The sequence below is a fragment of the Arthrobacter russicus genome (genome assembly GCF_031454135.1).
In the GTDB taxonomy this organism is placed as follows: domain Bacteria; phylum Actinomycetota; class Actinomycetes; order Actinomycetales; family Micrococcaceae; genus Renibacterium; species Renibacterium russicum.
In genome coordinates this window covers 1,700,672-1,726,998 of sequence record NZ_JAVDQF010000001.1, presented here as the reverse complement: position 1 = coordinate 1,726,998, position 26,327 = coordinate 1,700,672, and the positions used below count along the sequence as shown (strand labels likewise).

Genomic DNA, 26,327 nt, shown 5'->3' with positions numbered 1-26,327 from the left:
AGAGAATTGACGTGTCCGCGATGACCCGCGCCGAAAGCTCCACGGAGCCCCCGGCAGTTCCGAAAAGACGATCTGAATTCGTCAAACGCAAGCCGGTGGGCCGTTGGTTGCCTTATGCCTTGCTGGCGCCGGCGGTGCTTTTCGAATTGCTCATCCATGTGATCCCGATGGTTTTCGGGATTTGGGTCAGCTTCTTCAAGCTGACCAAGGTGTTCATCGCGAACTGGAGCAATGCGCCGTTCCTGGGCCTGGGCAACTACCAGATGGCGATCGATTTCAACGGCGCGATCGGGCAGAGCCTGTTGCAGTCCTTCCTGGTCACTTGCGCCTTCACGGTTCTGGTGGTCGGATTTTCCTGGTCCTTCGGGATGGCCGGCGCGGTGGCGTTGCAGCGGAAGTTCTTCGGCCGGGGCTTCCTGCGGACGTTGTTCCTGATTCCCTACGCGCTGCCCACCTACGCCGCGATCATCACCTGGAAATTCATGTTCCAGAAAGACACCGGCGCGATCAATTTCTTCCTCTACGATGTGCTGAATCTGCCGGGCGAGAAGCCCTTCTGGCTGATCGGCGACAATTCCTTCGTGGCGCTGGTCGTGGTGGCGATTTGGAAGATGTGGCCTTTCGCCTTCCTGATGCTGATGGCCGGATTGCAGTCGGTCCCGCAGGACGTCTATGAAGCTTCGGCGGTGGACGGCGCGAAGCCGTTCCGGCAGTGGCGCTCGATCACTTTGCCGATGATGCGTCCGGTCAACCTGGTGCTCCTGCTGGTGATGTTCTTGTGGACCTTCAACGACTTCAACACCCCGTTCGTGCTCTTCGGCAGCGCGCAGCCGCCGCAAGGGGACTTGATTTCGTTCCACATCTACAACGCCTCATTCCTGACCTGGAATTTCGGCTCCGGTTCGGCAATGTCGGTGTTGTTGCTGCTCTTTTTGCTGCTGGTCAGCGGGGTCTATTTGCTGATCATGAACCGGAGGTCCAAGCGTGCGTGAAACCCAGGGGAGCAAAACCTTCCGAATCGTCACCCTCGCCATATTGGGCGTGTTCACTGCGCTGCCGATCTACGTCATGATCACTTCGGCCCTGAAGCCGCTTGCCGATGTGCAGGGCCCGTTCACCTGGTGGCCGTCCAATCTCACGATCCAACCGTTCATCGACATCTGGAAAACCGTGCCGTTGGCCGGATATTTCGGGAACTCGCTGATCGTCGCCGGCTCGGCGACCGTGATCAGCGTGATCATCGCGATTTTCGCCGCCTACACGATGAGCCGTTACAAGTTCTTCGGCCGCGGGCTGTTCTCCACCACGGTGCTTTCCACCCAGATGTTCCCCGGGGTGCTCTTCCTGTTGCCGCTGTTCTTGATTTTCGTGAACATCAACACGGTGCTGGGCATCCAACTGGTGGGCACCCGGATCGGCCTGATCATCACCTACCTGACTTTTTCCCTGCCGTTCTCGATCTGGATGCTGGCCGGGTACTTCGACGGCATCCCGCGGGAATTGGACGAAGCGGCGAAAGTCGACGGGGCCGGTCCGATGGGCGCGCTCTGGCGTGTGGTGTTGCCCGCGGCGCGGCCCGGGCTGATCGCCGTTGCGATTTATTCCTTCATGACGTCCTGGGGCGAGGTGCTGTTCGCCTCGGTGATGACCACCGACGAAAACCGTACCCTCGCGGTCGGACTGCAGCTCTATTCCACCCAGACCAATGTCTACTGGAACCAGATCATGGCCGCTTCGCTCGTGGTGAGCATCCCGGTCGTGGTGGGCTTCTTGTTCCTGCAGAAGAACTTCGTCGCAGGGCTGACCGCGGGCGCGGTCAAATAGCGCAGTTGTCCGGCCCGCAGGCTTCAGCGTCGGCAGTGCCGTTCATGATGAGCGGGTGGCTTTCTTTCCAGGCCTCGTTGAGCGTCTGGCTGAATACCTCGGGGCTCTGCGCGCCGGAGACGCCGTACTTGCGGTCGATCACGAAAAACGGCACACCCTGGATGCCCAGGGTGTGGGCTTCGGCGATGTCCTGATCGACGTCGGCCTCGAACTCCCGGTCGGTGAGTGCGGCGCGTGCCGCTGCACCTTCCAGGTCGAGCCCGACGGCGACCTCCACCAGGGCGTCGACGTCGCCGATGTCCACCCCCTGCTCGAAGTGCAGTCTGAGCAGGGCCTCTTTTGCCTGGTCCTGTTTGCCGTGCTGGGCCGCGAAGTGAATCAGCTCGTGGCCGAGGTGGCTGTTCGCCACGGTCAAAGTGTCGAAGTCATAGGCCAAGCCCTCGCCCGCGGCTTGCGCCTTGACGTGTTCGAACATCTGCGCCACTTGGGCTTCGGCCATGCCTTTGCGTTGGCTCAGATATTCCAACTCCGTACCGTCGTAATGTTCGGGCAGCGACGGGTCGAGCTGGAAACTCTTCCACTCCAACTCAACCTGATCCCGTTGCGGGAATCCGGCGAGCGCGGTCTCGAAACGGCGCTTGCCGATATAGCACCAGGGGCAGGCGATGTCCGACCAGATTTCAATCTTCACGTTGTCGGCAACTCCGCAGGCCGGAGAAGAATTCCCCGAGGGCAGGAAGCGCGGTGTGCTATTCGGCCGGCAGCGGCGTACCGGTTTCCAACAAGGTCTTGAGGCTGGACAGGATCGGCTGCCAACCCTGGGAGACCCCGGCGCGCAGCGCGCTGTCTTTCGGGAAGCCCGAATGGATCAAGGTGAGCTTGACGACGTCGCCTTGTTGTTCCAACTCGAAGGTCGCCGTTGAACGCTTCTCTGCGGCCATGTCGGCCACTTCTTGCGGGTCGGCGTTGATCGCCTTTCCGAATTCCTCGGTCACGGTGTGCCAGGTAAAGCTGAGCTTCCTCGGCTTGTCCGAGATCAGGACCACCTGCTCGGGCTCGGAAATCGTCACGCCAGCCACTTGCCAGTCGATCGTCGAGCCGACTTTCCAGTCGGAAATCAACTCGATGCCCCAGTACTGCTTGATGAAGGCTGGTTCGGTGAGCGCCTGCCAGAGCTTTTCCGGCGTGGTCTTGATGTAGGTGGTGTAGACGAAGTCTTCGTCGGTTCCAGAGTTGTCCATGGGGTTGTGCTCCAATGCTGATTTGAGATCGGCGAGCGCTGCTGCGCGACGCTGGTCATACCGGTTGATCCAGCGGTCTGCGATGGCGTTGATCGGTTCCGCATTCAAATAGTGGAGCTTTTCGCGTCCCCGTTTGACCGTACTGATCAGGTTGGCGTGCTCCAGGATGGCCAGGTGTTTGCTCACGGATTGGCGCGCCATGGACAATCCGGAGCACAGTTCGCCCTGGGTTTGCCCATTGCGCCGGTTGAGATCATCGAGCAAGGAACGCCGGCTCGGGTCCGAGAGGGCTCGGAAAATCTCATCCACAGATCAAGAATAGGCAGCCATATGGCTGCATGTCAATGCCTTGCCACCCGTCGCTTCGGCCCCGCGTTCGACGTCGTTCCAGCTCAACTTCCAGCCCCGGAAGCTGGGCTGCGGCGTTCCAGCTCAACTTCCAGCCCCGGAAGCTGGGCTGCGGCGTTCCAGCTCAACTTCCAGCCCCGGAAGCTGGGCTACGGCCGCATGCGAAAGGGGACCCCTCGCTCCACGAGGGGTCCCCTTTCGCATGCGGCCGTTTCGCCTGGCCCGGATCTCGGGCTGTCTGAGGCGGTGACGTCGGCGAATCGACCAGGTTTCAGGCTGCGCTCAGCTCGGCATCTCGGGCTTCGTGCAGGAACCGGGCATAGGCGGGTACGGTCAGGAAGGTCGGGAAAGCTTCGCCCAAGGCGACTTCTTCGAAGATCTCCCGGGCGTCGTCGAACCGGTCGCCCTCGCTGCGCTCGATCTTGCTGAATTCGTCGTCGAGCAACTCCCGGACCCAGGCCTCGGTGATGATCTCGCCCTGATCGGTGATCGCTTCGGAGTAGATCCACTGCCAGATCTGCGAGCGGGAGATCTCCGCCGTCGCCGCGTCTTCCATCAGGTTGTGGATCGCTGCCGCACCGTTGCCGCGCAGCCAAGATTCGATGTAGCGAATGCCGACCTCAATGTTCATCCGGACCCCGGCTTCGGTGATCGAGCCCTGGGTCGCGGCGACGTTGAGCAGCGCCTTGTCGTCCGGAATCACGTCTTCGCGGAGCTTCTCGATTTGGTTCGGACGCTCGCCCAGAGCGCCGTCGAAGACCTCCATGGCCACCGGGACCAGGTCCGGGTGGGCAACCCAGGATCCGTCGAAGCCATCGGTGGCCTCGCGGGTTTTGTCCGCCCGCACCTTGCCCAGCGCGATCTCATTGGCTTCCGGATCGCGGCGGTTCGGGATGAATGCCGCCATGCCCCCAATGGCCATGGCGCCGCGGCGGTGGCAGGCCCGGACCAACTGCTCGGTGTAGGCCCGCATGAACGGTGCGGTCATGGTGATCTCGTTGCGGTCCGGCAGCACGAAGCGCGGGCCGCGGGTGCGGAAATTCTTGATCACCGAGAACAAGTAGTCCCAACGCCCGGCGTTCAAGCCAGAAGCGTGATCACGCAGTTCGTAGAGGATCTCCTCCATTTCGAAGGCGGCGGTGATGGTCTCGATCAGCACCGTGGCGCGGATCGTGCCCTGCGGAATGTCGAGCAGGTCCTGGGCCAGGATGAAGATGTCGTTCCACAGCCGGGCTTCCAAGTGGTTCTCGATCTTTGGCAAGTAGAAGTACGGTCCCTTGCCCTGGGCGATCAGGCGCTTCGCATTGTGGAAGAAGTACAAACCGAAGTCGACCAGGCCGCCGGCGATCGGCTTGTTGTTGATCAACATGTGCTTTTCCGGCAAATGCCAGCCGCGCGGGCGGACCACGATCGTCGGGTTTTCCGCGCCGAGCTTGTACTCCTTGCCCTCCGGCGAGGTGAAGTCGATGCGGCGTTCCAGGGCGTCGATCAAATTGATCTGGCCTTGGATCACATTGCGCCAGCTCGGCGTCGAGGAATCTTCCATATCGGCGAGCCAGACCTTTGCGCCGGAATTCAGCGCGTTGATCGTCATCTTGCGGTCGACCGGTCCGGTGATTTCCACTCGGCGGTCTTCCAGGCCGGGGGCCGGCGGTGCAACCCGCCAGTTCGGGTCCTCCCGGATCGCCGAGGTCTCGCGCAGGAAACGCGGGTCCACGCCGTTGCCGATCTGCTGCCGCCGGGTCTGCCGGTCCTGGAGCAGTTCTTGGCGCCGGCCCGAAGTGGCCCGGTGCAGCGCGGCAATGAAGTCGAGTGCTTCCGGGGTGAGGATTTCTTCCTGGCGGTGGATCGGCTGGGCGGTCAACGTGATGCCGTTGAAGGTGATGCCGTTCAGGCTGTTCGTGGAGTTCATGATCTGGTCCTGTCTAAAAGCCGTGGGGTGGGTGGGGCGGGCCGGTGGCGGCCCGCCCTGCCGCTTAGTGGAATTGCTGGGCTTCGGTAGAGCCAGCCAAGGCGAGCGTGCTGCCGCTGGGGTTCAGTGCGGTTGCCACCAAGTCGAAGTAGCCGGTGCCCACTTCGCGCTGGTGCTTGGTTGCGGTGTAGCCGCGGTCTTCGGAAGCGAATTCCTTCTCCTGCAATTCGACGTACGCGCTCATTCCGTCCCGGGCGTAGCCGTGGGCCAGATCGAACATCGAGTAGTTCAGGGCGTGGAAGCCGGCCAGGGTAATGAACTGGAACTTGAAGCCCATCGCGCCGAGTTCGCGCTGGAACTTGGCGATCGTGGCGTCGTCCAAGTGCTTCTTCCAGTTGAACGACGGCGAACAGTTGTAGGCGAGCATCTGGTCCGGGAACTCGCTCCGGACGGCTTCGGAGAACTTCTTCGCCAGTTCCAGGTCCGGGGTGCCGGTCTCCATCCAGATCAGATCGGAGTAGGGTGCGTAGGCCTTGGCCCGGGCGATGCAGGGTTCAATCCCGTTGCGCACCTTGTAGAAGCCCTCCGCAGTGCGCTCGCCGGTGATGAATTCCTGGTCGCGCTCGTCGACGTCGGAAGTGATCAGGGTGGCCGCCTCGGCATCGGTGCGGGCGATGATCACCGACGGTACGCCGGCGACGTCGGCCGCGAGCCGGGCCGCGTTCAGGGTGCGGACGTGCTGCTGGGTGGGAATGAGCACCTTGCCGCCCAAGTGTCCGCACTTCTTTTCCGAAGCGAGCTGGTCTTCCCAGTGCACGCCCGAAGCGCCGGCCTGGATCATCGACTTCATGAGTTCGTAGGCATTGAGCGGGCCGCCGAAGCCGGCCTCGGCGTCGGCGACGATCGGCACGAGCCAATCTTCGACCGACTGTTTGCCTTCCGAGAATTCGATTTGATCAGCCCGCAGCAGCGCGTTGTTGATCCGGCGGACCACCGTGGGTACCGAGTTGACCGGGTAGAGCGACTGATCCGGGTAGGTGTTGCCGGAGGTGTTCGCATCGGCGGCAACCTGCCAGCCGGAAAGGTAGATCGCCTTGAGCCCGGCTTTGACCTGCTGCACGGCCTGATTGCCGGTCAGCGCGCCGAGCGCATTGGTGTAGCCTTCCGGGCCGGCGTTTCGCAGTTGGTCCCAGAGCTTCTCGGATCCGCGGCGGGCCAAGGTGGCCTCTTCCTGCACGCGTCCGGCGAGCTTGACGACGTCGGCTGCCGAGTAATCGCGGCGCACGCCTTCCCAACGGGGATTGGCTGCCCACTCCAGCTCCAGCGCCTCTGCTGTTTTCTGCTGATTCTCCGACATGTCCTGCTCCTTGATATCTGCTTCCCGGAAGTGAATCCGGGCTGAACTTCTTCGTATGTCTTACTTTTCTCCGTTTTCAAGCAGGTTTCTAGAAAATATTCTGGAAAGATTTGCGTTTCTTCACGTATCATCAAGAAATGACGAGTCCAACCTGGCAACGGCCGGCGCCGGGTACCAAACGGGACCCCGGCAACGACGAAATCGACGTGATCAGCCTGGGGCGCCGGGTCCGGCACCTGCGCAAAAGCGCGAAGCTGACGCTCGATGACTTGGGGCTCATGGTGGATGCCGCACCTTCGCAGTTGTCGATGATCGAGAACGGCAAGCGGGAGCCGAAACTGAGCCTGTTGCACGGGTTGTCGAAGGCGCTCGGCGTGAGCATCGAACAGCTGCTCGGAGCCGAGCCGCCCAGCCGGCGGGCAGCGTTGGAAATCGAATTGGAACGGGCGCAGCGCGGATCGCTTTACGAATCACTGGGATTGCCCAAAGTCCGGGTGTCCTCGCGGCTTTCGATGGATGCTTTGGAAGCCCTGGTGGGTTTGCAGGCCGAGCTGGAACGCCGACTCAACGAACAGATCGCCACCCCGGAAGAAGCCCGCCGGGCCAACACCGCGCTGCGCCTGCAAATGCGCGAACGGAACAACTATTTCGGCGAGTATGAGGCGGAGGCCGCCAAGGTGCTTTCCGGCGTCGGCTATGCCGGGGGACCGCTCTCGCAACACGTCATCGCGGACATCGCGAACCATCTCGGTTTCACCCTGCACCATGTGACGGATTTGCCGCATTCCACCCGCAGCGTCACTGACTTGAAGAATCGCCGAATTTATCTCACCCAATCGAGCCGCAGCGAACATGACCCGCGTTCGGTGCTGCTGCAGGCCCTGGGGCACTACGTCCTGGGGCACCAGACGCCGACCAGCTACGGGGAATTCCTCTCGCAACGGGTGGCGACCAATTATTTCGCGGCAGCGCTGTTGTTGCCGGAGAAGCAGACTGTGGATTTCCTGCAGCGCGCCAAAGCCGCCAAGAGCATCGCTGTGGAGGACATTCGGGATGCTTTTGCGGTGTCCTATGAAACCGCAGCGCACCGCTTCACCAACTTGGCCACCGAGCATCTGGGCATCCTGACCCACTTTCAGAAAGTGCATGAGAGCGGGATCGTCTACAAGGCCTACGAGAACGACGGCGTGACCTTTCCGACCGACCACACCGGGGCGATCGAGGGGCAGCCGATCTGCAAGTACTGGACCTCGCGCGAAGTCTTCGACGTGAGCGACAAATTCAGCGCCTACAACCAGTACACCGACACTCCCGCCGGCACGTATTGGTGCACCGCCAGGACGGAACGTTCCAGTGGCGGTGAATTTTCCTTGAGCATCGGGCTGCCGTACGCGCATGCAAAGTGGTTCCGCGGCCGGGAGACCACCGAGCGCTCGAAATCGCGCTGCCCGGACGAGTCCTGCTGCCGGCGGCCACCGGCAGCCCTGGCGAGTGCCTGGAACGGCAATGCTTGGCCGAGTGCCCGGGCGCACTCCCACCTGCTCGCGGCAATGCCACCTGGAGTGTTTCCGGGCGTGGACGAAACTGAGGTCTATTCGTTCCTGGCCGCACACGCCCCGGAGGCCGGGCCGGCGTCGTAATTCGGAAACGGCGGCTTCAGGCGCCGGTGGTTTTCACTGCCCGGCTGAGCAACAAGGCGCCCCAGCTGATTTGGAACAGGACGACGGCGACTTGGAAGAAGAACGGCGCGGCCCCGGGGGAATTGATCTGCATCCAGTCGTTGAACCCGTGGATGAACGCCAAGGGCCAGATGGATCCGACCAGGAACCGGCCAGCCGACCAGCAGAACCCCGCGGCGCTCGCGTTCACCACCTGCCACAGGGCGTCCTCCAGGCTGCTGCCGAAAAACAGCCAGTTGCCCAAATGCCCGAGGCCGAAGACCAGCCCGATGGTGATCGAGGCCTGCCATTTTCCGGCCGGCTCGGCGGCCGCCAACCCGACGCCGCGGCCGGCGATTTCCTCGGAAATCCCCACCGCTGCCAGGGCTGCAGCGCTGCTGAGCAGGAGTCCCGGGGAGCCGACGATCCCGGGCACGCCTTCCGTGCTGATCAACGAATAGCTCAGGTCGATCGCGAGCAACGGCAACAGCCACCAGTAGTTCCGGATCCGGCCCCAGCCCAAAGCCGAGGCGGACAGCAGACCCAGTCGCCAACCGAGGAAAAGCACGACGGCGGCGCCCAGGAAATTTGTCAGCAAGCCGCCCAGGCCGGGGAACCAGTCGGGTTGCAGCCCCGGCAACGGGAGTGATCCGAAGCCGTAAACCACGATTTGCCACAGCACCATGATCGCTGAGCCGAGCAGCAGCGGGTGTTTGCTTGCCCAGATTGGCGGTGCCGCAGCGGTGGTCATGGGCCAACCGTATCCCGCGGATCGCTCGCAGGCCGAGGCAATGGCGGCACCCGGCTGGAAATTTTCGGATCAGCCGCGGTTTCGGCCGGAAAACTTGCCGGGCAGCTCCGACTACCTGCAATTCTGCCCTTTTGGACGGGCTTTCCGCGGTGATTGAAGAGAGCCTTGAACCGTAGCCAAACGCAGTTGGGAGTTCCACGACATGAGCACAGCATCCATTCGGCGCATCCGTGCGGCGCTGGCCGGCATCACGATCGCCGCGAGCCTCGCGGCTTGTTCCGGAGTGCCGTCGGCGGTTCCATCGGCAGAGCGGCTTGCCACCGACGGCAGCGGGCCGCAACTGCAAGGCGCCGGGGGTCCCGCAGGCTCGATTCCGGACGACGTGTGCACCAGCATTCCGAAACTGGGCAGACTCGAAGAGCTTTTGAAGCTCGAAGGCCTGGCCGCCGGCAAGGGGCCGGTTGGGAAACAATGCAGCGCCAAGAACCGAGACGGCTATGGCGTGACCTTCGGCATGGACCGTGGCAACACCCTGGCGGATTGGGCCGCTGCCGACGATGAAGTCAACGTTGCCGGCGAAGACCGGCTCAGTTACCGGGGCAGCCAGTACGGGACGTTCCGCAACGGGATCACCTATTACGTCGCCTACTCGTCCGAAAAAACCATGGGACGCGACGAGTTCAAAACGCTGATGAAATCGATGCTGGCGGCCTGGGGCCATTCCTGACCTGCCGCCCCGACCCCCGTTCCCCGACGCGCACCCCCTTCCCCGTTTCCCCGGCGCGCGAGTGCACAGATGATGCGGATGTTTTCGGAAAACTTCCGCATCATCTGTGCACTCGCGCTGGGTTGGGGGACCAGCGCCGGGGTTGCGGTTGGCGATTTAGATGAAGGCGCTGATCCCGGTGATGTTCTTGCCGACGATCAGGGTATTCATCTCCCGGGAACCCTCGAAGGAATAGATCGCCTCGGCATCGGAGAACAGCTTTGCGATCTCGTAATCCAGCACAATGCCGTTGCCGCCGAAGAGCTCCCGGCCGAAGGCCACGGTCTCGCGCATTTTCGAGGTGCAGAACGCCTTCGCCAGTGCGGCCTGTTCCGGGGTATCGCGGAGCTCGTCGCTCAGCTGGGCCAGCCGGGTCACCATGCCGAACATCGCGGAGATATTGCCCAACATCTTCACCAGCAGATCTTGGATCATCTGGAATGAGGCGATCGGCTTGCCGAACTGAACTCGAGTCGTTGCATAGTCACGGGCCAGTTCATACGCCCGGACCGAAACGCCGAGTGCCTGCCAGGCCACCCCGCCACGGGTGGCGCGCAGCACCTCGGCGGTATCCCGGAAGCTATTGATGTTCTGCAGCCGGTTGGCTTCGGGAACCCGGACGTCCGCAAAAGCCAGATCCGCGTTCTGCACGGTGCGCAATGCGATCTTGCCCTCGATCTTCGCCGAGCTGAAGCCGGGCATGCCCTTCTCCACTACGAAGCCCTTGACTTGGTTGTCGGCCTCGTCGCGAGCCCACACCACTACGAGATCAGCGAAGGTGCCATTGCCGATCCAGCGCTTGGCGCCATTGATGATCCATTCGTCGCCTTCGCGGCGGGCGGTGGTGCGCATGCCGCCGGAGACATCCGAGCCGCCCTCCGGCTCGGTCAGCGCGAAGGCGCCGATCTTCTTCCAGGCGATCATGTCCGGCAGCCAACGCTGCCGCTGCTCCTCATCGCCGCCGCCATAGATCGAACCCATCGCCAAACCGGTGTGCACGCCGGAGAATACCGCCAATGACGGGTCCATCCGGTTGAGCTCGATGCTCAGGAACCCGGTCATCAGTGCGCGGCGTTGGGTGCCGGAAGAGGCGAAGCCGGCGAACTGGCCGTCGGCAAGGTTCAGTTCGGCGAATTTTTCGATGACCTCGAAGGGGAACTCGGTCTTGTCCCAAGCTTCCTGGGCGAGCGGCTTGATCTCATTGGTGAGGAACTCGCGCACCCGGGCGAGTTCACTGCGCTCCGCATCGGTGAGCAGCTCTTCGAAGCCGAAGTAGTCGGGGTTGGTGTTTGCTGGCCTTGCCATGGTTTTCACGTACTTTCCTGGATCGAAAATTAGTCGGAGACTGCTGCGTTGACCGCGAGCTGTTTGCGGTCGCGTTCGGCGGTGAGTTTCGCGTAGGCTTCCGGACCCGCGCCATAGGTGCGCTCGACGTCGGCAATGAGCTTTTCGACGTCGGCCTCGGTCACTCCGGAATCCCCACCGGTGAGATTTCCGCCCAAGTGCTCGAACATATGCCGGATGCCGCCGGGGCCGCCACCGAGGTGGTAGCTTTCGAACGGTCCGATGGTCGCCCAGCGGGCGCCGAGCGAGGTTTTCATCGCGGTGTCGAGCTCTTCGACCGAAACCACGCCCTGGATGACCAAGTTGAAGGCTTCTTTGAGCACCACGGCCTGCAAGCGGTTGGCCACGAAGCCTTGGATCTCTTGATGCTCACGAACGGGGACCTTGCCTAATTCCCGGTAGAAGTCGATTGCGGCCAAGGTCACCGATTCAAGGGTACGCTCGCCGGGAACGATCTCCACGAGCGGCATCAGCTGCGGGGGATTGAACGGGTGCGCAATCAGCATCCGGCCGGCCGCGTCGTCGTCGAGCTTTTCCGCGATCAGCGTCGCGACGATGCCGGAGCTTGATGAGGCCAGCAGTGCGCGCGACGGCGCTGCGGCTGCGATATCGGCAAAGAGTTGCTGCTTGAATTCGAGCCGCTCCGGGCCGTTTTCTTGTACTAGGTCCGCGTTCGCAACCGCGTCGGCGAGCGAAGCGGAAACGGTGACCTGAGCCAGCAGCTTTTCCGCTGTGCTGCCGAGCGAGGCGGCCAGTTCCGGCATCGAGTCGCGCACGACGTCGGCCAGGTCCGGCCGCGGGTCGCTTACCGTGACGTTGAGCCCTGCGTTAGCGAAAAGCGCCGTCCAAGAGAGTCCGATGGTGCCAGCGCCGATGACGGCGACGTTTTTGAGGCTCATTTTGAGGCTCCCTTCGAGATTTGGCCTTCGGGTTGTTCGGCTAGGTAGTCATAAACCGGAACTGCCGGGGCCAAGGTCAGATCGGTATTGATGTGGCTGGCCGAGACGATCTCCAGGACTGGAAGGTCCGCAAGCGGTGCCAACACATGCTGGAACAACTGCAAGCGAGCAGGCCCGGTGTAGGCCTCTTTGACCGTCACGTCAGTGATTTCGGTACGCAGTAGCCGGTTGAACTGCGGCTCACCGCTCAAGCCAGAATTGATCTTGAGCATGAAGGTCGGCACCGTGATCTGGGCTTTCGCTTCGTCAAAATCCAGGGGATAAAATTTGTATCCCATGCTGGCGGTGGCAACGCGGACCGAACCGTAATCCAAGGTGCCGAGCAGCGCGCCGTTGTCTACCGTCAGCGCGGGGCTGCCCATCACCTTCGGATAAGCGCTCACCTCACGCCCGGCCGCGGTGGCGGCGAAATTGTCCAGATACATCGCGTGCAGGTACTCGCCTTTTTCTTTTTGGCCACGCTCACCGTTGAAGGACACCTGAATTGCTTGGCCGGCCTCGACGTAGGGGCCATAGGCGGTGGAATCGCCCATTTTCATGATCTCAAAGCGAACTAGCGGCTCATCGATTTCCAGTGGTTCCGGCACGATGGCGCGCAATGCTTCAGCATCGGTGCGGTACACGATATTGAGATACTCACGATTGGTGAATCGGGAACCGACCGCTGGATACGCCGGGCTGCTCAGCGGGGTGGTGATTTGTTGACGTACTTCTGAAATCTTCATGATTACTTTCCGCTCCATTTCGGGGCGCGGCGCTCGGTGAAGGCTTTGATTCCTTCGGCGACGTCGGCGGACTTCATGAGCTGGTGAATCTCTTTCGCCTGAGCGGCGAAGGCTTCCGATTCCGGGGCGGAATCGGCAATTCGGGCAACTTCCTTGACCGCGGCCAGGGCGAGCGGCGCATTTTGCGCGACGACGGCGGCCAGCTCAAGCGCGCTGGCTAAGGCTTGACCGTCTGGGGTGACCCGATTGGCCAAGCCGAGCTCGTGAGCCCGCGAGGCGTTGATGCCGGAGCCGGTGAGCAATATTTCCATGGCCAGGTGATGCGGGATCCGCTTGGGGAGTCGGATCACGCCACCGCCGCCAGCAATCAGGCCCCGGGTTACCTCAGGGAGTCCCAGCGTGGCGCCTTCAGCGGCAACGATCAAATCGCAATTGAGCGCGATTTCCAGGCCGCCACCCAGCGCGTAGCCTTCGATTGCTGCAATCAGTGGCTTGCTGACTTTCGCCTCGACGAATCCGGCGAAACCCTTGCCTGGCACACTAACATTTTCGCCAGCGGCAGCGGCGCGCAGATCCATACCGGCGCAGAAGCTGCCGCCGGCGCCGGTGATCACACCGACGCGGAGGTCGACGTCGTTCTCCAGTTGGTCAAGTGCGGCAGCCAAACCGAGGGCAACCTCGCCATTGACCGCGTTGCGGGCTTTCGGCCGGTTGATGGTGATCACTAGGGTGCTACCAACAACCTCGGTCAGCACTGCTGCTTCGCTAACTTCTACTGAGTTGCTCATGCGACTGCGCCCGCCAGTTCGGCGTTGGTCAGTTCGGAATCTTTAGCAGCAGCCAGCTCAGCCAAAACCTCTTCGGTATCCGCACCAGGCAACGGCGCGTGCCGACGGATCGACGGCGGCGTTGCGGAGAACTGCATTGGCACGCCGATCATCCGGATCGGTCCCTCGCTGGGGTGCTCAGCGACGTCGAGCAAATGCCCGCCCTGGACGTATTCGTCGTCCATCGCGTCATCGAGCCGCAGCACTGGTCCAAACGGAATGCTCTTGCTGAGGCAAACTTCGGCCCATTCTTCGGTGCTCAGAAGCGGAACTACTTCGTCCAGCAGCGCGGAGAGGTCATTGCCATCGGCCCGGACGTCGATGAATTCGCCATTGACCCGCGGGTCCTCGGCGAGTTCCGGTCGGCCGGCCGCGACGAACAAATCGCGGAAGTTCTGCGGTCCGTAGGGGATCACCATGACCAAGCCGCCGTCTTTCGTCGGGCGGGCGTAGTGGCCTTTCATGAGCGAGTTCGGGAATCCGGTTTGGCTCAGGGCTGGCACGAAGGCCTGGCCCTGCAAGTGCTCGACCAAGTTGAAGGCGAGCATGGTGTCCGTCATCGGCACCTCGACTTTTTGGCCCTGGCCGGTCTTTTGCTGGTGGACCAAAGCGGCTATCGCGCTGTAGGCCATGGTCAAGGCGGAGACTTTGTCCGCGATGATGGTGGGCAGCACGGCCGGTTTTTCGATGTCCGCGGCACGTTGGGCGATGTCCAGCAAGCCCGACGCCGCCTGCACGGTTTCATCGTAGGCGGCGAGTCCGGCGCGATCGGAATCCGGGCGGAAGCCCTGGGCGTGTACATAGATGAGCTTCGGGAACTTGGCGCTCAAGCTTTCGTAGTCCATGCCCAGGCGACGCAGTGCGTCAATGCGCATATTGGAAATCAGGATGTCCGCTGAGTCGATGAGCTCCAGGGCGGCCGCGTGACCTTCTTCGGACTTCAAATTCAGGGCGACGCTGCGCTTGTTCCGGTTCACGTTCAGGTGCAGCGAAGTCATACCCGGCGTCTTGGCGTACAGACCGGAACGTATGGTGTCATGGGGCGACTCGATCTTGATCACGTCTGCACCCAGATCGCCGAGCACCTGTGCGGCGTAAGGACCCATGACCACGGTGGCCATGTCGATGACCCGGATGCCGGCCAGCGGGCCTCGATTGCTGCTGGAAAGTGTGGCGACGTTTTGGTTTGTCATTACTGCATTCCTCACAAATTAGCTTCATCGAATTATTGATTCGAATTTGTTGAGTCGTAGCTTTCTTGGCTCACTTTCAACACTAGTTCGCTAAGGTAACCAAAATCCAGCCAGTTTTGACACCGATGGAAGGACGCTGCCGTGACCGCTGTGGTCACGGTTCAGGGATCGCAGAATTCCTTGGGATATCTAGGTTCCGGACGGCGGAAACGCTTCCTGCAGCGAAGCTATCAGGTCGGCTAAATCAGAATTCTTGGCAGCCCGGTCGGTACGCCAGATTATTCCGGTAGCCAATTCCGGGTTGAAATCGTTGAAGGGCAACGCTACGACCTCGGCCTGATTCGTGGCATTTGCCGAAATTCTTTGATCGAGAATGGTCAGGGAAAAGGCATCGCCATTCGAAACCACCTCGGCCGGACTGGCGAAATCGCCGGTGCTCAGCGTGGCCCGTTTGTGCACGCCGGCCGCGGACATCCGGACTTCGAGCTGGTCGTAGTAGGTGGGCTGGGTGCCCTTGGCGGTTTTGATATAGGTGAAGTCCACCAAATCCGTCAACGACACCGATTCGCGTCCGCCGAACTGCCGGGCCGGCAATACCGCGCCGAGCTGCTCACGGAAGATCTCCTGGCTGGACACGCCCGGCAGCTGCGCTGGCAGGTGCACCAGGGCGAAAGCGAGCTTGCCTTGGTGCACTGCGGTCAGCAGCTCGCGGCTGCCGGCGGGCCACCGGTTGAGTTGGTACCGGTGTGCCACCTGGGCGCTGAATTCGACCAACCGTTGCCGCAACGAAGGATGCAGCCATGGTGCGATTCCGACGAAATACGCTATTTGTTCCGGGGCAGCGGCCCGGGTCATTCGCTGCGGGATGTCATCGAATTTCCGGACCACTTCTTGGGCCAGCGGAAGCAGGGCGGCTCCGCTCCGGCTCAGGCTCACGCTTCGGGAGTCCCGCTCGAAAAGCACTGTACCCAGCTCGCGCTCCAAATCGCGCACGCGCTGGCTCAACGGCGACGTGGCCATATGCAGGCTGCGCGCGGCTTTGGAGAAGCTCAGGTGCTCGGCGACTGCAACGAAATAGCGCAAATGAAAGATTTCCATCAGAGCAAAGCGTACTCGCGGAACCTGGGGCAGGCTGTGCCTGCCTGGACGCGACTCGGGGCCGGGCGGACGGCGCCGGTAGGCACCGCACGCCCAACCCCGAGGCTGGTTCAGGAACTATTCAGCAGCGCCTACCACTTGGGCCAGAGCGAGAACACGCTCAAGTTCGCCGTCGAGCTTGCGCCCACGGCGTCGGTGGCGGTGACTTTGTAGCTTCCGGCGGTGTTGTTGAACGGTATCCAGACGAAGGCGAAGATTTTTCCGTTCTTATCGGCCTTCACCGTGCTGACCGTCTTCTCAGCCAGCTTCACGGTCACCGCGCTGTCCGGCGTGAACCCGGAACCAGTAGCCACGGTGAAGCCGCCGGCGAAGGTCCACGGCAAGGTCAGCGCGAGCTTGGTCGGGGTGACCGAGACTGGCAGCACTTCGGCGCGCTTGCCGCCGTCGCCCTTCGCGCTGAGATCGCCGGTGGCGTTCTGCAGGTGCAAGAACAGGGCTTTCGCACTGGCAGCGCCAGGGCCCTGGTGCACGTTCAGCCCGGCATCGGGCTTGTCGAAGAACAATTGGCTAGCCGTGCCGTCTTCGAACCACAAGGCCGGATTGACCGGGTCGTACTTCTTGGGTTCGGTCTGATCGACCGGCACCAGGAAGCCGTCTTTCGCTTTGTAGTTCGAATAGGTGACCACCCGGTAGGTGAAGGGCGATGCCTTGGAAGCGTCGATGCCCAATGCGGCGGCCTGCACCGGGAGCACCATGACATTGGTGTCCATGGTGTTCGAATCCAGCCCGCCGTTGAGCCCGTTGAGCGGGCGGGGGCTGCCGACCACGGTCAGCGAGCCATCGGCATTGATCTTGTTCAACGTCACCAGCGGCAGGTCCAGGCCGGTGGCGAAGCCGAGGCTGAGCCGGAAGTCGTCCTTGCCGTCGTTGTCGGTATCGATGTAAACGTAAGGGCGGTAGGCCGGGGTCAACGCGGCCCAGTTGCCCCAAGTGCTGATCCCGAATCCGATATCGCCCTGCTGGATGTTCCCGCCGGTGGCGGCCAGCGCCGGGATGGTCGAGGAGATGCCGACGTTCTGCAAGTCCATGGCACGGACTGCGCTGTTCTCCTTGCTGCCTGGCCCCGCGGTTTCATCCAGTTTGTCGATCCGCGGGCTGGAAGTCTGCAGTTCGAACGGGGCCAACAGGCTGTTGTAACCGCTCGAACCGAGACCGCCCTGGGCCAGAGCCCGTCCGCTCAGCGGAACCTTGATCGAACCGGCTTTGTCGTTCGGGAAGGTCAGCGATTTGCCTGCCGTCATCGCCGACGTCGGCTTCGGAGCGGCATAGATCGGTACCCGCAGGCTCGGTGCGCCGGCGCTGCTCAGTTCCAGCCGCCCGGATGCCTCGGCGATGAACTGCCGGGGAGTGCCGAGCTGCGTGGCATCCATGGTCGGATCCAGGCTCTTGCGCAGTGCGGTCGGGTCGGTGATCTTCAAGGTCACCTCGACCTTGGCGGTACCACCGGGACCGACCTTGACCTGCGGCGAAACCTGGTACTCGACGCCGGGAACGGTCGTCGCCGGCAGGTATTTCACCGCGTAATCGCGTCCGGCTTTGCCGAAGCTCTGCACGGTCACCGACTTCTTGATGTTCACGGGTTTGTCCGCGACCTCGAGCACGCCGAAGTTGACGCTGGTCAGCTCCGGATCATCGCTGGCGAAGGCGAATGCATCGGTGCTGGTGGCGTCCAGGGCGTCGACCCGGCCGGAGCCGACCCGATTGGGCCCGTAGACCTTCTGGTCCCGGAAGACGTCGTGGTTGGCGGTGTTCATCACGATCGACTTGACCTGCAGCGCCGGCAGCTTCGTCGAACCCATCACCAAGGCGGCGATGCCGGCCACATGCGGTGCTGCCATCGAGGTGCCGGTTTTGACATTCGCATTGCTGCCGGAGGCCACACCGGCCGAGCCGATCAAGGTGCCGGGAGCGGCGACGTCGGGCTTGACGATCCCGTTGGACCCGTGGACCCCGCGCGACGATCCCGGATTGAGCGTGTCCAACTGGTTGCTCACGCCGTTGGCGGTGCCGCGGTACTCGCCCTTCAACTGCAACTTCAAGTTGCCGGCCTGTGCTGCCGGACGCAGCTGCTGGGAGAAGCTCTTGGTGAACTGGACGCCGGCGATCGTCGCGTTGCCGGCGATCCCGGCCGTGAAGACATCCAGCGTGGAATCAAGCACGACGCCGGTGGCGCCGGCTTTTTCAGCGTTGTTGAACCGGACCGCGGATCCGCACTTGCGGGTTGCGTTGTTGTCGTCCCAGCTCAGCCAAACCCAGCTGCCTTTGATCCGGGCCGAGTCCTCGGCGGAGAACGCGGCGCAGCCGTCGGCATTGCTGCCGGCCGGGCCCATGACCACGGTGCCGGTCAATTTGTCGCCGGTGACCGTGTTCGGGTCGAATCCCGAGTACTGTCCGGCAGCGGTGCCCACCGTGGGGGCGAGCACGTCGACGCGGTCCAAGGCGACCGCGGAACCGATGCTGTTCGCGACGGTCAGCGAGGTCTTCGCGTTCCCTGGTGCGCCGCCGATGTCGTAGACATCGCCGTCGTTGCCCGAGGAGATCACCGAAAGCACGCCGTTTTTGGTCATCGAGTTGATCACGTCGTTCTCGGGGTCGTCGACCGGTGCATACTTCGAGCCGAGGGACATGTTGACGATGTCTGCGCGATCGTCGAATTTTCCGTCCTGGTTCGGGTCCAAAGCGCGATCGAGCGCCTCGATCACCAAGTCGGTGCTGCCGCTGCAACCGAACACCCGGAAGGAGAGCAATTGGGCTTCAGGGGCCGAACCGGGGCCGATCCGCATGCCGTTGACCTGGGCTTCGGTCAGTTCGGAATACTTCGGATCGCCATTGCGCCCCGCCGTGAACGTCGATCCGTCTTCGCGGACGCCGTAGCCGGCGGCGGTGCCGGCGACATGGGATCCGTGGCCGGCGGATGCACAGTCCAGCGGGTTGTTGTCCGGTGTGGGTACCGGGTTGTAACTGGGCATGCTCGGGTCCGCGTTGTAGGCATCGCCGGCCAAGTCGTAACCGCCCAGGAACTTCTGCGGATCGTAGGTGCCGGGCAGGATCTCCGGCGAAGCTTTGGCTTTGGCATAGGCCTCAGCCGTCCCCGGCCCGCCGAAGTCGGTGTGCGTGTAGTCGAGGCCGGTGTCGATCACGGCGATCTTGACGCCCTTGCCGGTTTGCCCGGTTTGCGCCCAGGTGTTGAGCGCCCGGGTGTCGATGTCGGTCGATTTGTTCTCCGGCACGGTTTTGGGCACGATCGGCGTGATTTTCGCGACGTCGGATCGTTTGGACAGATCGCGGATCGCGTCGGCATCGCCCACGATGGCGACGCCGGGAAGCGAGTTGGTGGTCGTGTAGAGCTGCTTCGCCGCCGCGTCTTTGGTGACGGACTGCGCGGTGGCTTCGATGTCTTTGCGGATCTTTTGCACCGAAGCCGCTGCGTCCACCGGCTTCGACCGGTTGTCCTTCACCGAATCGGGTTGGGTCGCGGCAAAGGCACCCTGCCCGTTCAGCTGGACGTAAACGGATACCTGTCCCTTGATATTGGCAAGATCGCCTTTGATCTTGTCGGCCGGGGCGGCAACCGAGCTATTTGAATCGTTGTTGGGGGTTGTGGCGGGGTCTGCGGCGAAGGCGGGAAGCCCGGTGCTGCAAATCAACGCCACACCGGTGAGTCCGGACAGAACGGTGGTTCTGACCAGCCTTTTCGGGGCCTGTGTCATGTGATTCCTCTGCGAAAGGGTCCGTCCGGGGATCCCGGACGGACTGACTCCAACATTTCAGTGACAATTAGTCGCTGAAACTGAATACGGCCCTGGTGGGTCGTTGGCTTTACCCTACGTGACCAAGCTCACGCTGTGAAACCCCTCAGACATTGTTGAGTCAGATGTCATCCGGGCAATTTTCTTGTTCCGAAAGGTGAGTGGGCCTACCCTGTCACTTGGCAGTTTGGCGAGTAGACGAGGGAGTTCAGCCGATGACGCAGACTTACGACCACGAGCGGGAACGGACCAAAGCCAGATCAGTGGTCGGGAACATCCTGCGCGGCTCGGCTGGGAACATGGTCGAGTGGTACGACTTCTACACGTTCACCATTTTCGGCACCTACTTCGCGCACGTATTTTTTGCCAGTGGCTCCGAGGACAAGGACATCCTCGGGGTTCTCGGCGTGTTTGCCGCGGGCTTCGTGATGCGTCCGATCGGCAGTTGGTTCTTCGGCAGATATGCGGACCGCAACGGCCGGCGGGCAGCGCTCACGCTCAGCGTGGTCATGATGGCCGGCGGCTCATTGCTGATCGCGGTATCGCCGGGAGTGCAGCAAATCGGCGTCGGAGCCACGGTGATCCTGCTCATCGCCCGCTTGGTGCAGAGCTTCTCGGTGGGCGGCGAGTACGGCACCAGCGCCACCTACATGTCCGAAATGGCGACCAAGAACCGGCGCGGATTCTTCTCCAGTTTCCAGTACGTCACCCTGGTCAGCGGCCAAGTCCTGGCCTTGATCGTGCAGATCATCCTGCAGAGCCTGTTGAGTGCCGAAGCCCTGCACGATTGGGGTTGGCGGATTCCCTTCGTGATCGGAGCCTTGGCGGCGGTGACCGTGATGTGGATCCGGCGCGGCATGATCGAGTCGGTTCCGCAGTCGCAGATGGATGCGGCCCGCAATGCGAAAAAGGGTGAAGCGGCGCCGGGCACCTTCCGGCTCCTGGCGAAGTACTGGAAGCCTTTCCTCGTGGTGATCGGTTTGACCATGGGCGGCACCGTGGCGTTCTACACGTTCACGTCCTACATGCAGTTCCTGATGCAGGGCACGATCAAGGACAAGCCTACGGTCAGCCTGGTCAATTTCTTCGCGCTGCTGATTTTCATGTTGCTTCAGCCGGTGGCCGGTGCGCTCTCGGACCGGATTGGCCGGAAGCCCTTGCTGCTCTGGTTCGGCATCGGCGGCGTGCTGTTCACCTGGCCGATCATGAGCGCGTTGACCGGGACCAACAGTCCGTTGCTCTCCTTCTTGCTGATGATGGCGGCATTGCTCATTGTGCTCGGCTACACCTCGATCAACGCCTTGGTGAAATCGGAGATCTTCCCGCGCGAGATTCGGGCATTGGGTGTCGGCCTGGGCTACGGGATCGCCAATGCGATCTTCGGCGGCACCGCTCCGTTGATCGGCAAGGCGCTCAACTCGGCCGGGTTGGACGGGGTGTTCTTCAGCTACGTTACGGTCTGCATCGCGATTTCGCTTGCCGTCTATGTCTGGGCCTTCCGGAACAAGGGTCCGACGCTCTTGGACCAGGAAGAGGGCCACGCCTTCGAGCGGTCCAAGGGCTGAGCTCGCCGAGTGGCCAGATCTACAGGTTATAACCCCGATTTAACCCGTAGATCTGGCCACTCGGCGATCCGCTGGGAAATGCCAGGCCACCAGTCGCCCGATCAGACCTGATGCGCCGAACAAGGTGGCGATGATCAGTTGCGGGAAGATGTTGCCGAGGTTATCCGATAACGGTGCGACGAATTGGCCGAGCAGCAACGTGACCAGAAACAGGCCCACGAAATAGCCGAGCAGTTGTTGCCATTTCGCCGGGTAGGGTTCCAGGAACCCTGCGATCAGCAGCCCCAGCGGGAAGCCGACGACGAGCGCCGGGATGAATCCCCAAAGAAGGCCAAAGAGCGCTGCCACGACCAGGAAACCTGGCGACAGACTCTCGCAAATGAGGCCCACGATCAGGACGAAGCCCGCAAATGTGCTGGCCCAGCCGGCGACATACTGCCGCCAGCTGAAGGTCGAGGACCGCCAAGGCATCGACCAGAGGCCCCTCACTGCCGTTCCGCATCCCGGATCGCGGCGAGTGCTCCGGAGAGCGCCGGGTACTTCCACTGGAAGCCGGCCCGATTGAGTTTTTCGGATTCCACCCAGCGGCTTTTGAGGACCAGTTCGATTTCGGTGCGGATCAGCACGGCGCCCATTTCGAGCAGCCAGGCCGGAGTCGGGAAGCCGAACGGAACTCGCAGTGCGGCACGGACCCGGCGCATCAGTTCCCGGTTGTCCACGACTTGCGGGCTGGCGATGTTGACCGGGCCCCGGATTTCCGGCCGATCGTGCAGGAAGCGGATGGCGCGGTAGACGTCCTCAACATGGGTCCAACTGTATTTCTGGGTTCCGGCAGCCATCCTCCCGCCCAGCCCGGTGCGCGCCAAGACTTCGAATGGGCGCATCACGCCGCCGCCTTCGCCCGGCACGTAGGGCCCCATCACGATTGACATCCGGAGCGGGATTCGCCGAATGCTCGGCAGGTCGGCTTGGGTCAGGGCGGCCTCCCAGGCTTTGGCCACCTCGACGGAAAAACCTGAGCCGAGCTCGCCGTCGGCCTCGGTTTGCGCGTGGTCTTCGGCGTGCCGGTAAATCGTGCCGGTGCTGGCATTGAACCAGTCCCGTGGCGGTGCGGTGCAATCGGCCAAGGCCCGGCCCAGCTCGGCGGTGGTCTCGGTGCGCGATCGGAAGATCTCCGCCCGGTTCCCGGCGTTGTAGCGGCAGCTGACACTCTTCCCGGCAAGGTTGACCAGCAGATCGCTGCCTTCCAGCGCACGGCTGATACCGGCTGTACCGCCCCAGTGCGCCGAGTTGCCGGCGGCCGCACCGGAGCGGTCGATCGTGCGGATTCGCCAGCCGTCCGCGTCGAACCGGCGTTGCAAGTACCGGCCGATGAACCCGCTGGCACCGGCGAGCACGAGGACCGGGGCGTTCATGCCCGGGCCTTCCGCATCAAGGTCAACGCGTCTTCGACCAGCTTGCGGGCGATCGGCAGCTTGGCCAGGCCGATCGCCCGGGCGATCAGCGGAGCCGCACCGGCCGCCAGGTGCCGGGTCTTCGTCTGCCCTTCGGAACGGTCGCCGACCCAGAAGTAGACCAACGCCAGATAGCCCAGCCAGAGCAGTTCGGGAAGGTCGGCGCGCAGTGCAGCAGGGAGGCTCAGTGAAGATCCGTCCAACGTTTCGCGGAACAGCTCGATGCTGTCCTGCTTGGAGCCCGCGGACGCTTCACTGAACGGGTTGGCTGCGCTCGACGGCGAGATCGCGGTTTGGATGAACGCGCCGCCGAACCCGTGGAACGGTTGCATCACGGTGATTCCGGTGTCCAGCACGGTGGCCAAGCGGCGGGCGAAATTGGCCTCGCCCGCGATCGCGGCCAAGGCCTGTGCGCGATGGTCCAGCTGGATCCGGGCATACAGCTCCTGGACCAGATCGTCCTTGGACTCGAAGTAGTAATAGGCACTGCCCAGGGAAATTCCGGCCGCCCCGGCGATGCCCCGCATGGTGGTCTTTTCGTAACCCTGGGTTCGGAACATGCCGAGTGCGGTATCGATCACCAGCTGTTTGGTCTGTTCGCTCTTCGCGGTCACTCCGACTCCTTCTTTGAACGTGTTCAATTACCAGTAGAACAGAGTATTTGAACATGTTCAACTTTGCCCGCGCCGCCGAGTGGCCAGCACTGCAGGCCAAACGCCCGTTTTAGCGTGCAGATCTGGCCACTCGGCGGGGCTGAAGGAGAAGAAGCAGGTTTAGGCCAGCGAGTCGTCGTAGCCCGCGGTCAGCTCCCCGGCCCGACCGGTGGCATCGCCGGTGTTGACCACTCCAGCGGGTTCGATCAGCATCACCCGCACCTCGCCGTCGCGGGTCAGCGGACAATGTTCGACGCCGCGGGGCACCACGAAGAGCTGACCTGCGGTCAGGTGCACGTCCCGTCCGCGCAGTTGGATGGTCAAGGAGCCGGCCAGAACCAGGAAGAGTTCATCGGTTTCCGGGTGCGAATGCCAGACGAATTCGCCTTCCAAGCGGGCCAACTTGATCTCGTAATCGTTCAAGCGGGCGATCACTTTGGGCGACCAGGTCGCTCCGAACCGGCTGAAACGTTCCTCGAGATCGATAGCTTGTGCGTCCATGCGGACAGCCTAAGCGGTGCAGCGGTACGCTACCTAGAGAGTTCACAGCCTTTCTCAAGGACGAGCAAAGAGGAGCACAGATGCCAAGGTACAGTTCGGACAGTGCGAGCGGAACCGGCAGCCCATACCCGCCGGTCGCGGTCGCCGATTCGGTGATCGAAGCCGAAGACCGGCGCTGGACCCCGGGGAAAATCGCGCTGTGGGTCGGCATCGCGCTGCTCGGCGGCATCGCCTGGGTGATGCTGGCCATCGTCCGGGGTGAAACCGTCAACGCGATCTGGTTCGTCTTCGCCGCGGTCTGCACCTATTTCATCGCCTACCGGTTCTATTCGAAGTACATCGAAAAACACCTGCTCCGGCCCAACGACCGCCGGGCCACGCCGGCCGAATACAAAGCGGACGGCAAAGACTTCGCGGCCACCGACCGGCGGATCCTGTTCGGGCACCACTTCGCCGCGATCGCCGGAGCGGGCCCGTTGGTGGGGCCGGTCTTGGCTGCGCAAATGGGCTTCCTGCCCGGAACCGTGTGGATCATCGTCGGCGTGGTGGTGGCCGGGGCGGTCCAGGACTACTTGGTGATGTTCTTCTCGATGCGTCGCGGCGGCCGTTCCCTGGGCCAGATGGCCCGCGACGAGCTCGGCTTGATCGGCGGCACCGCGGCACTGATCGCGACCATCGTGATCATGGTGATCATCGTGGCGATTCTCGCCTTGGTGGTAGTCAACGCCTTGGCGGAAAGCCCCTGGGGCGTGTTTTCGGTCTCCATGACGATCCCGATTGCACTCTTCATGGGCTGCTACCTGCGGTTCATCCGGCCCGGAAAAGTCACTGAAGTCTCGATCATCGGCTTCGTGCTGCTGATGCTCGCGATCGTCGGCGGCGGCTGGGTCGGCAACAGCGAATGGGGTGCCGCGTTCTTCCATCTGGACAAGGTGACGATCGCCTGGGGCATCATCATCTACGGCTTCATCGCGGCAGTACTGCCGGTGTGGTTGCTGCTCGCCCCGCGGGATTACCTCTCCACGTTCATGAAGGTCGGGGTGATTGTGATGCTCGCCGTCGCAATCATCGTGGTCCGTCCGGAAATCAGCGTGCCGGCCTTCAGCGAATTCGCCGGACGGGACAACGGCCCGGTGTTCACCGGATCGATCTTCCCCTTCCTCTTCGTCACGATAGCCTGTGGCGCGCTTTCCGGATTCCACGCTCTGATCTCCTCCGGCACCACGCCGAAATTGATTGAAAAGGAGCGGCAGACCAGATTCATCGGCTACGGCGGCATGCTGATGGAATCCTTCGTCGCGATCATGGCCTTGGTTGCGGCGCTGTCGATCGACCGAGGGATCTACTTCGCGATGAATTCGTCGGCAGCGGCGACCGGCGGGACCATCGAAGGTGCCGTCGCATTCGTGAATTCGCTCGGGCTCTCCGGGGTTAACCTCACACCGGAAATGCTGACGCAGACCGCGCAGAACGTCGGCGAGCAATCGATCGTCTCGCGCACCGGCGGGGCGCCGACGCTCGCCGTGGGCTTGGCGCAGATCATGCACCAGTTCGTCGGCGGGCAGGCGTTCATGAGCTTCTGGTACCACTTCGCGATCATGTTCGAAGCGCTGTTCATCCTCACCGCGGTCGACGCCGGCACCCGGGTTTCCCGGTTCATGCTGCAGGATGCGTTGGGCAACTTCATCCCCAAACTCAAGGACACCGCCTGGCGGCCCGGCGCCTGGCTGACCACGGCGATCATGGTCGCTGCCTGGGGTGCGGTGCTGTTGATGGGGGTGACCGATCCGCTCGGCGGGATCAATACGCTGTTCCCGCTCTTCGGCATCGCGAATCAATTGCTGGCCGCGATCGCCTTGGCGGTCTGCCTGGTGATCGTGGCGCGGGCGGGGCGTTGGAAGTATCTGTGGATCGTCGGGCTGCCGCTGGCCTTCGCAGCGGTGGTGACCATCACGGCGTCGTACCAGAAGATCTTCTCCTCGGTGCCGGGAGTCGGTTACTTCGCCCAGAACGCGGCATTCAGCAGGGCGCTCGCCGAGGGGAAGACCTCGTTCGGAACCGCCAAAACGGTTCCGGCGATGGAGGCGGTGGTCCGGAACACCATGGTCCAAGGTGTGCTTTCGGTGGTCTTCGTGGTGCTCTCGATCATCGTGATCGTGATTGCGGTGTGGATGACGATCCGAGTCGCCAAGCAGGGCAAAGTGTTCAGTTACGAAGATCCGGAGCAGCCCTCGAAGATCTTCGCACCGGCCGGCCTGTTTGTGACCAAAGCCGAAAAAGAACTCCAGGCGCAGTGGGACGAGTTGCCCGAGTCGCAACGGCCAGTCAGGTCCGGGCACTGA

General features: G+C 62.5%; 22 protein-coding genes. 6 read left to right on the top strand and 16 right to left on the bottom strand.

Going from position 1 to position 26,327, the window contains the following annotated elements; genetic code table 11:
* Positions 1-20 precede the first annotated feature (20 nt).
* Positions 21-992 (top strand): carbohydrate ABC transporter permease, encoded by a 972-nt coding sequence (locus JOE69_RS08105; RefSeq protein WP_296363163.1) that lies wholly within the window; start codon positions 21-23, stop codon positions 990-992.
* Positions 985-1,824: a carbohydrate ABC transporter permease gene (locus JOE69_RS08100; RefSeq protein WP_309797657.1), complete on the top strand. Its 840-nt coding sequence runs from the start codon at positions 985-987 to the stop codon at positions 1,822-1,824. Before JOE69_RS08105 ends, JOE69_RS08100 begins: the two co-directional genes overlap by 8 nt.
* Here JOE69_RS08100 and JOE69_RS08095 read toward each other — a convergent pair.
* The 4 genes from JOE69_RS08095 to aceA form a co-directional block, all read right to left on the bottom strand.
* A complete protein-coding gene (locus tag JOE69_RS08095; RefSeq protein ID WP_309797655.1) occupies positions 1,817-2,515 on the bottom strand; it encodes a DsbA family oxidoreductase in 699 nt (232 codons plus the stop codon). The two genes, JOE69_RS08100 and JOE69_RS08095, sit on opposite strands and share 8 nt — an antisense overlap.
* Positions 2,516-2,573: 58 nt before the next feature.
* Positions 2,574-3,374, bottom strand: a complete 801-nt coding sequence (locus tag JOE69_RS08090) for an ArsR/SmtB family transcription factor (protein ID WP_309797653.1) — start codon at positions 3,372-3,374, stop codon at positions 2,574-2,576.
* A gap of 310 nt (positions 3,375-3,684) precedes the next feature.
* On the bottom strand, positions 3,685-5,325 hold the full coding sequence (gene aceB / locus JOE69_RS08085; protein ID WP_309797651.1) for a malate synthase A: 1,641 nt from the start codon (positions 5,323-5,325) through the stop codon (positions 3,685-3,687).
* A 64-nt stretch (positions 5,326-5,389) separates the two neighbouring features.
* Positions 5,390-6,682, bottom strand: a complete 1,293-nt coding sequence (gene aceA, locus JOE69_RS08080) for an isocitrate lyase (RefSeq protein WP_296363038.1) — start codon at positions 6,680-6,682, stop codon at positions 5,390-5,392.
* A gap of 110 nt (positions 6,683-6,792) precedes the next feature.
* On the opposite strand from aceA, the gene JOE69_RS08075 reads away from it, so the two are divergent.
* Positions 6,793-8,322, top strand: a complete 1,530-nt coding sequence (locus JOE69_RS08075; protein ID WP_309797648.1) for a helix-turn-helix domain-containing protein — start codon at positions 6,793-6,795, stop codon at positions 8,320-8,322.
* 16 nt (positions 8,323-8,338) lie between these two features.
* On the opposite strand, the gene JOE69_RS08070 is transcribed toward JOE69_RS08075, so the two are convergent.
* Entirely contained in the window at positions 8,339-9,091 is a 753-nt protein-coding gene (locus JOE69_RS08070; RefSeq protein ID WP_309797645.1) for a CPBP family glutamic-type intramembrane protease, read from the bottom strand.
* 202 nt (positions 9,092-9,293) lie between these two features.
* Here JOE69_RS08070 and JOE69_RS08065 point away from each other — a divergent pair, with 202 nt between their 5' ends.
* A complete protein-coding gene (locus tag JOE69_RS08065) occupies positions 9,294-9,818 on the top strand; it encodes a hypothetical protein (RefSeq protein ID WP_309797641.1) in 525 nt (174 codons plus the stop codon).
* Positions 9,819-9,974: 156 nt separating this feature from the next.
* On the opposite strand, the gene JOE69_RS08060 is transcribed toward JOE69_RS08065, so the two are convergent.
* The 7 genes from JOE69_RS08060 to JOE69_RS08030 all read right to left on the bottom strand — a co-directional run bounded on the left by JOE69_RS08060 (position 9,975) and on the right by JOE69_RS08030 (position 19,773).
* Positions 9,975-11,162, bottom strand: a complete 1,188-nt coding sequence (locus tag JOE69_RS08060) for an acyl-CoA dehydrogenase family protein (RefSeq protein ID WP_309797639.1) — start codon at positions 11,160-11,162, stop codon at positions 9,975-9,977.
* A gap of 29 nt (positions 11,163-11,191) precedes the next feature.
* Positions 11,192-12,100 (bottom strand): 3-hydroxyacyl-CoA dehydrogenase NAD-binding domain-containing protein, encoded by a 909-nt coding sequence (locus tag JOE69_RS08055; RefSeq protein WP_309797636.1) that lies wholly within the window; start codon positions 12,098-12,100, stop codon positions 11,192-11,194.
* Positions 12,097-12,885, bottom strand: coding sequence for an acetoacetate decarboxylase (locus JOE69_RS08050; protein ID WP_309797634.1), 789 nt, complete (start codon positions 12,883-12,885; stop codon positions 12,097-12,099). Before JOE69_RS08050 ends, JOE69_RS08055 begins: the two co-directional genes overlap by 4 nt.
* A 2-nt stretch (positions 12,886-12,887) precedes the next feature.
* Positions 12,888-13,673, bottom strand: a complete 786-nt coding sequence (locus JOE69_RS08045) for a crotonase/enoyl-CoA hydratase family protein (RefSeq protein ID WP_309797632.1) — start codon at positions 13,671-13,673, stop codon at positions 12,888-12,890.
* Positions 13,670-14,905, bottom strand: a complete 1,236-nt coding sequence (locus tag JOE69_RS08040; RefSeq protein WP_309797631.1) for a CaiB/BaiF CoA transferase family protein — start codon at positions 14,903-14,905, stop codon at positions 13,670-13,672. Before JOE69_RS08040 ends, JOE69_RS08045 begins: the two co-directional genes overlap by 4 nt.
* 189 nt (positions 14,906-15,094) lie before the next feature.
* Positions 15,095-16,003: a LysR family transcriptional regulator gene (locus JOE69_RS08035; RefSeq protein WP_309797629.1), complete on the bottom strand. Its 909-nt coding sequence runs from the start codon at positions 16,001-16,003 to the stop codon at positions 15,095-15,097.
* A gap of 131 nt (positions 16,004-16,134) precedes the next feature.
* Entirely contained in the window at positions 16,135-19,773 is a 3,639-nt protein-coding gene (locus JOE69_RS08030) for a S8 family peptidase (RefSeq protein ID WP_309797627.1), read from the bottom strand.
* Positions 19,774-20,027: 254 nt separating this feature from the next.
* Between JOE69_RS08030 and JOE69_RS08025 the strand changes: the two genes are divergently transcribed.
* Positions 20,028-21,377 carry an MFS transporter gene (locus tag JOE69_RS08025; protein ID WP_296363053.1) on the top strand — a complete coding sequence of 450 codons (1,350 nt, stop codon included), beginning with the start codon at positions 20,028-20,030 and terminating at the stop codon, positions 21,375-21,377.
* Between the two features lie 39 nt (positions 21,378-21,416).
* Here JOE69_RS08025 and JOE69_RS08020 read toward each other — a convergent pair whose 3' ends face one another.
* The 4 genes from JOE69_RS08020 to JOE69_RS08005 all read right to left on the bottom strand — a co-directional run bounded on the left by JOE69_RS08020 (position 21,417) and on the right by JOE69_RS08005 (position 23,985).
* Positions 21,417-21,848 carry a hypothetical protein gene (locus JOE69_RS08020; protein WP_296363054.1) on the bottom strand — a complete coding sequence of 144 codons (432 nt, stop codon included), beginning with the start codon at positions 21,846-21,848 and terminating at the stop codon, positions 21,417-21,419.
* Positions 21,849-21,862: 14 nt separating this feature from the next.
* Positions 21,863-22,792: a TIGR01777 family oxidoreductase gene (locus JOE69_RS08015; RefSeq protein ID WP_309797624.1), complete on the bottom strand. Its 930-nt coding sequence runs from the start codon at positions 22,790-22,792 to the stop codon at positions 21,863-21,865.
* Positions 22,789-23,445 (bottom strand): TetR/AcrR family transcriptional regulator, encoded by a 657-nt coding sequence (locus JOE69_RS08010; protein WP_309797622.1) that lies wholly within the window; start codon positions 23,443-23,445, stop codon positions 22,789-22,791. The genes JOE69_RS08015 and JOE69_RS08010 overlap by 4 nt, the downstream gene beginning before the upstream one ends.
* Before the next feature lie 159 nt (positions 23,446-23,604).
* The gene (locus tag JOE69_RS08005; protein WP_296363058.1) at positions 23,605-23,985 is read right to left on the bottom strand and encodes a cupin domain-containing protein; all 381 of its coding nucleotides are present in this window, start codon (positions 23,983-23,985) and stop codon (positions 23,605-23,607) included.
* 80 nt (positions 23,986-24,065) lie between these two features.
* Here JOE69_RS08005 and JOE69_RS08000 point away from each other — a divergent pair, with 80 nt between their 5' ends.
* The gene (locus tag JOE69_RS08000; protein ID WP_309797620.1) at positions 24,066-26,327 is read left to right on the top strand and encodes a carbon starvation CstA family protein; all 2,262 of its coding nucleotides are present in this window, start codon (positions 24,066-24,068) and stop codon (positions 26,325-26,327) included.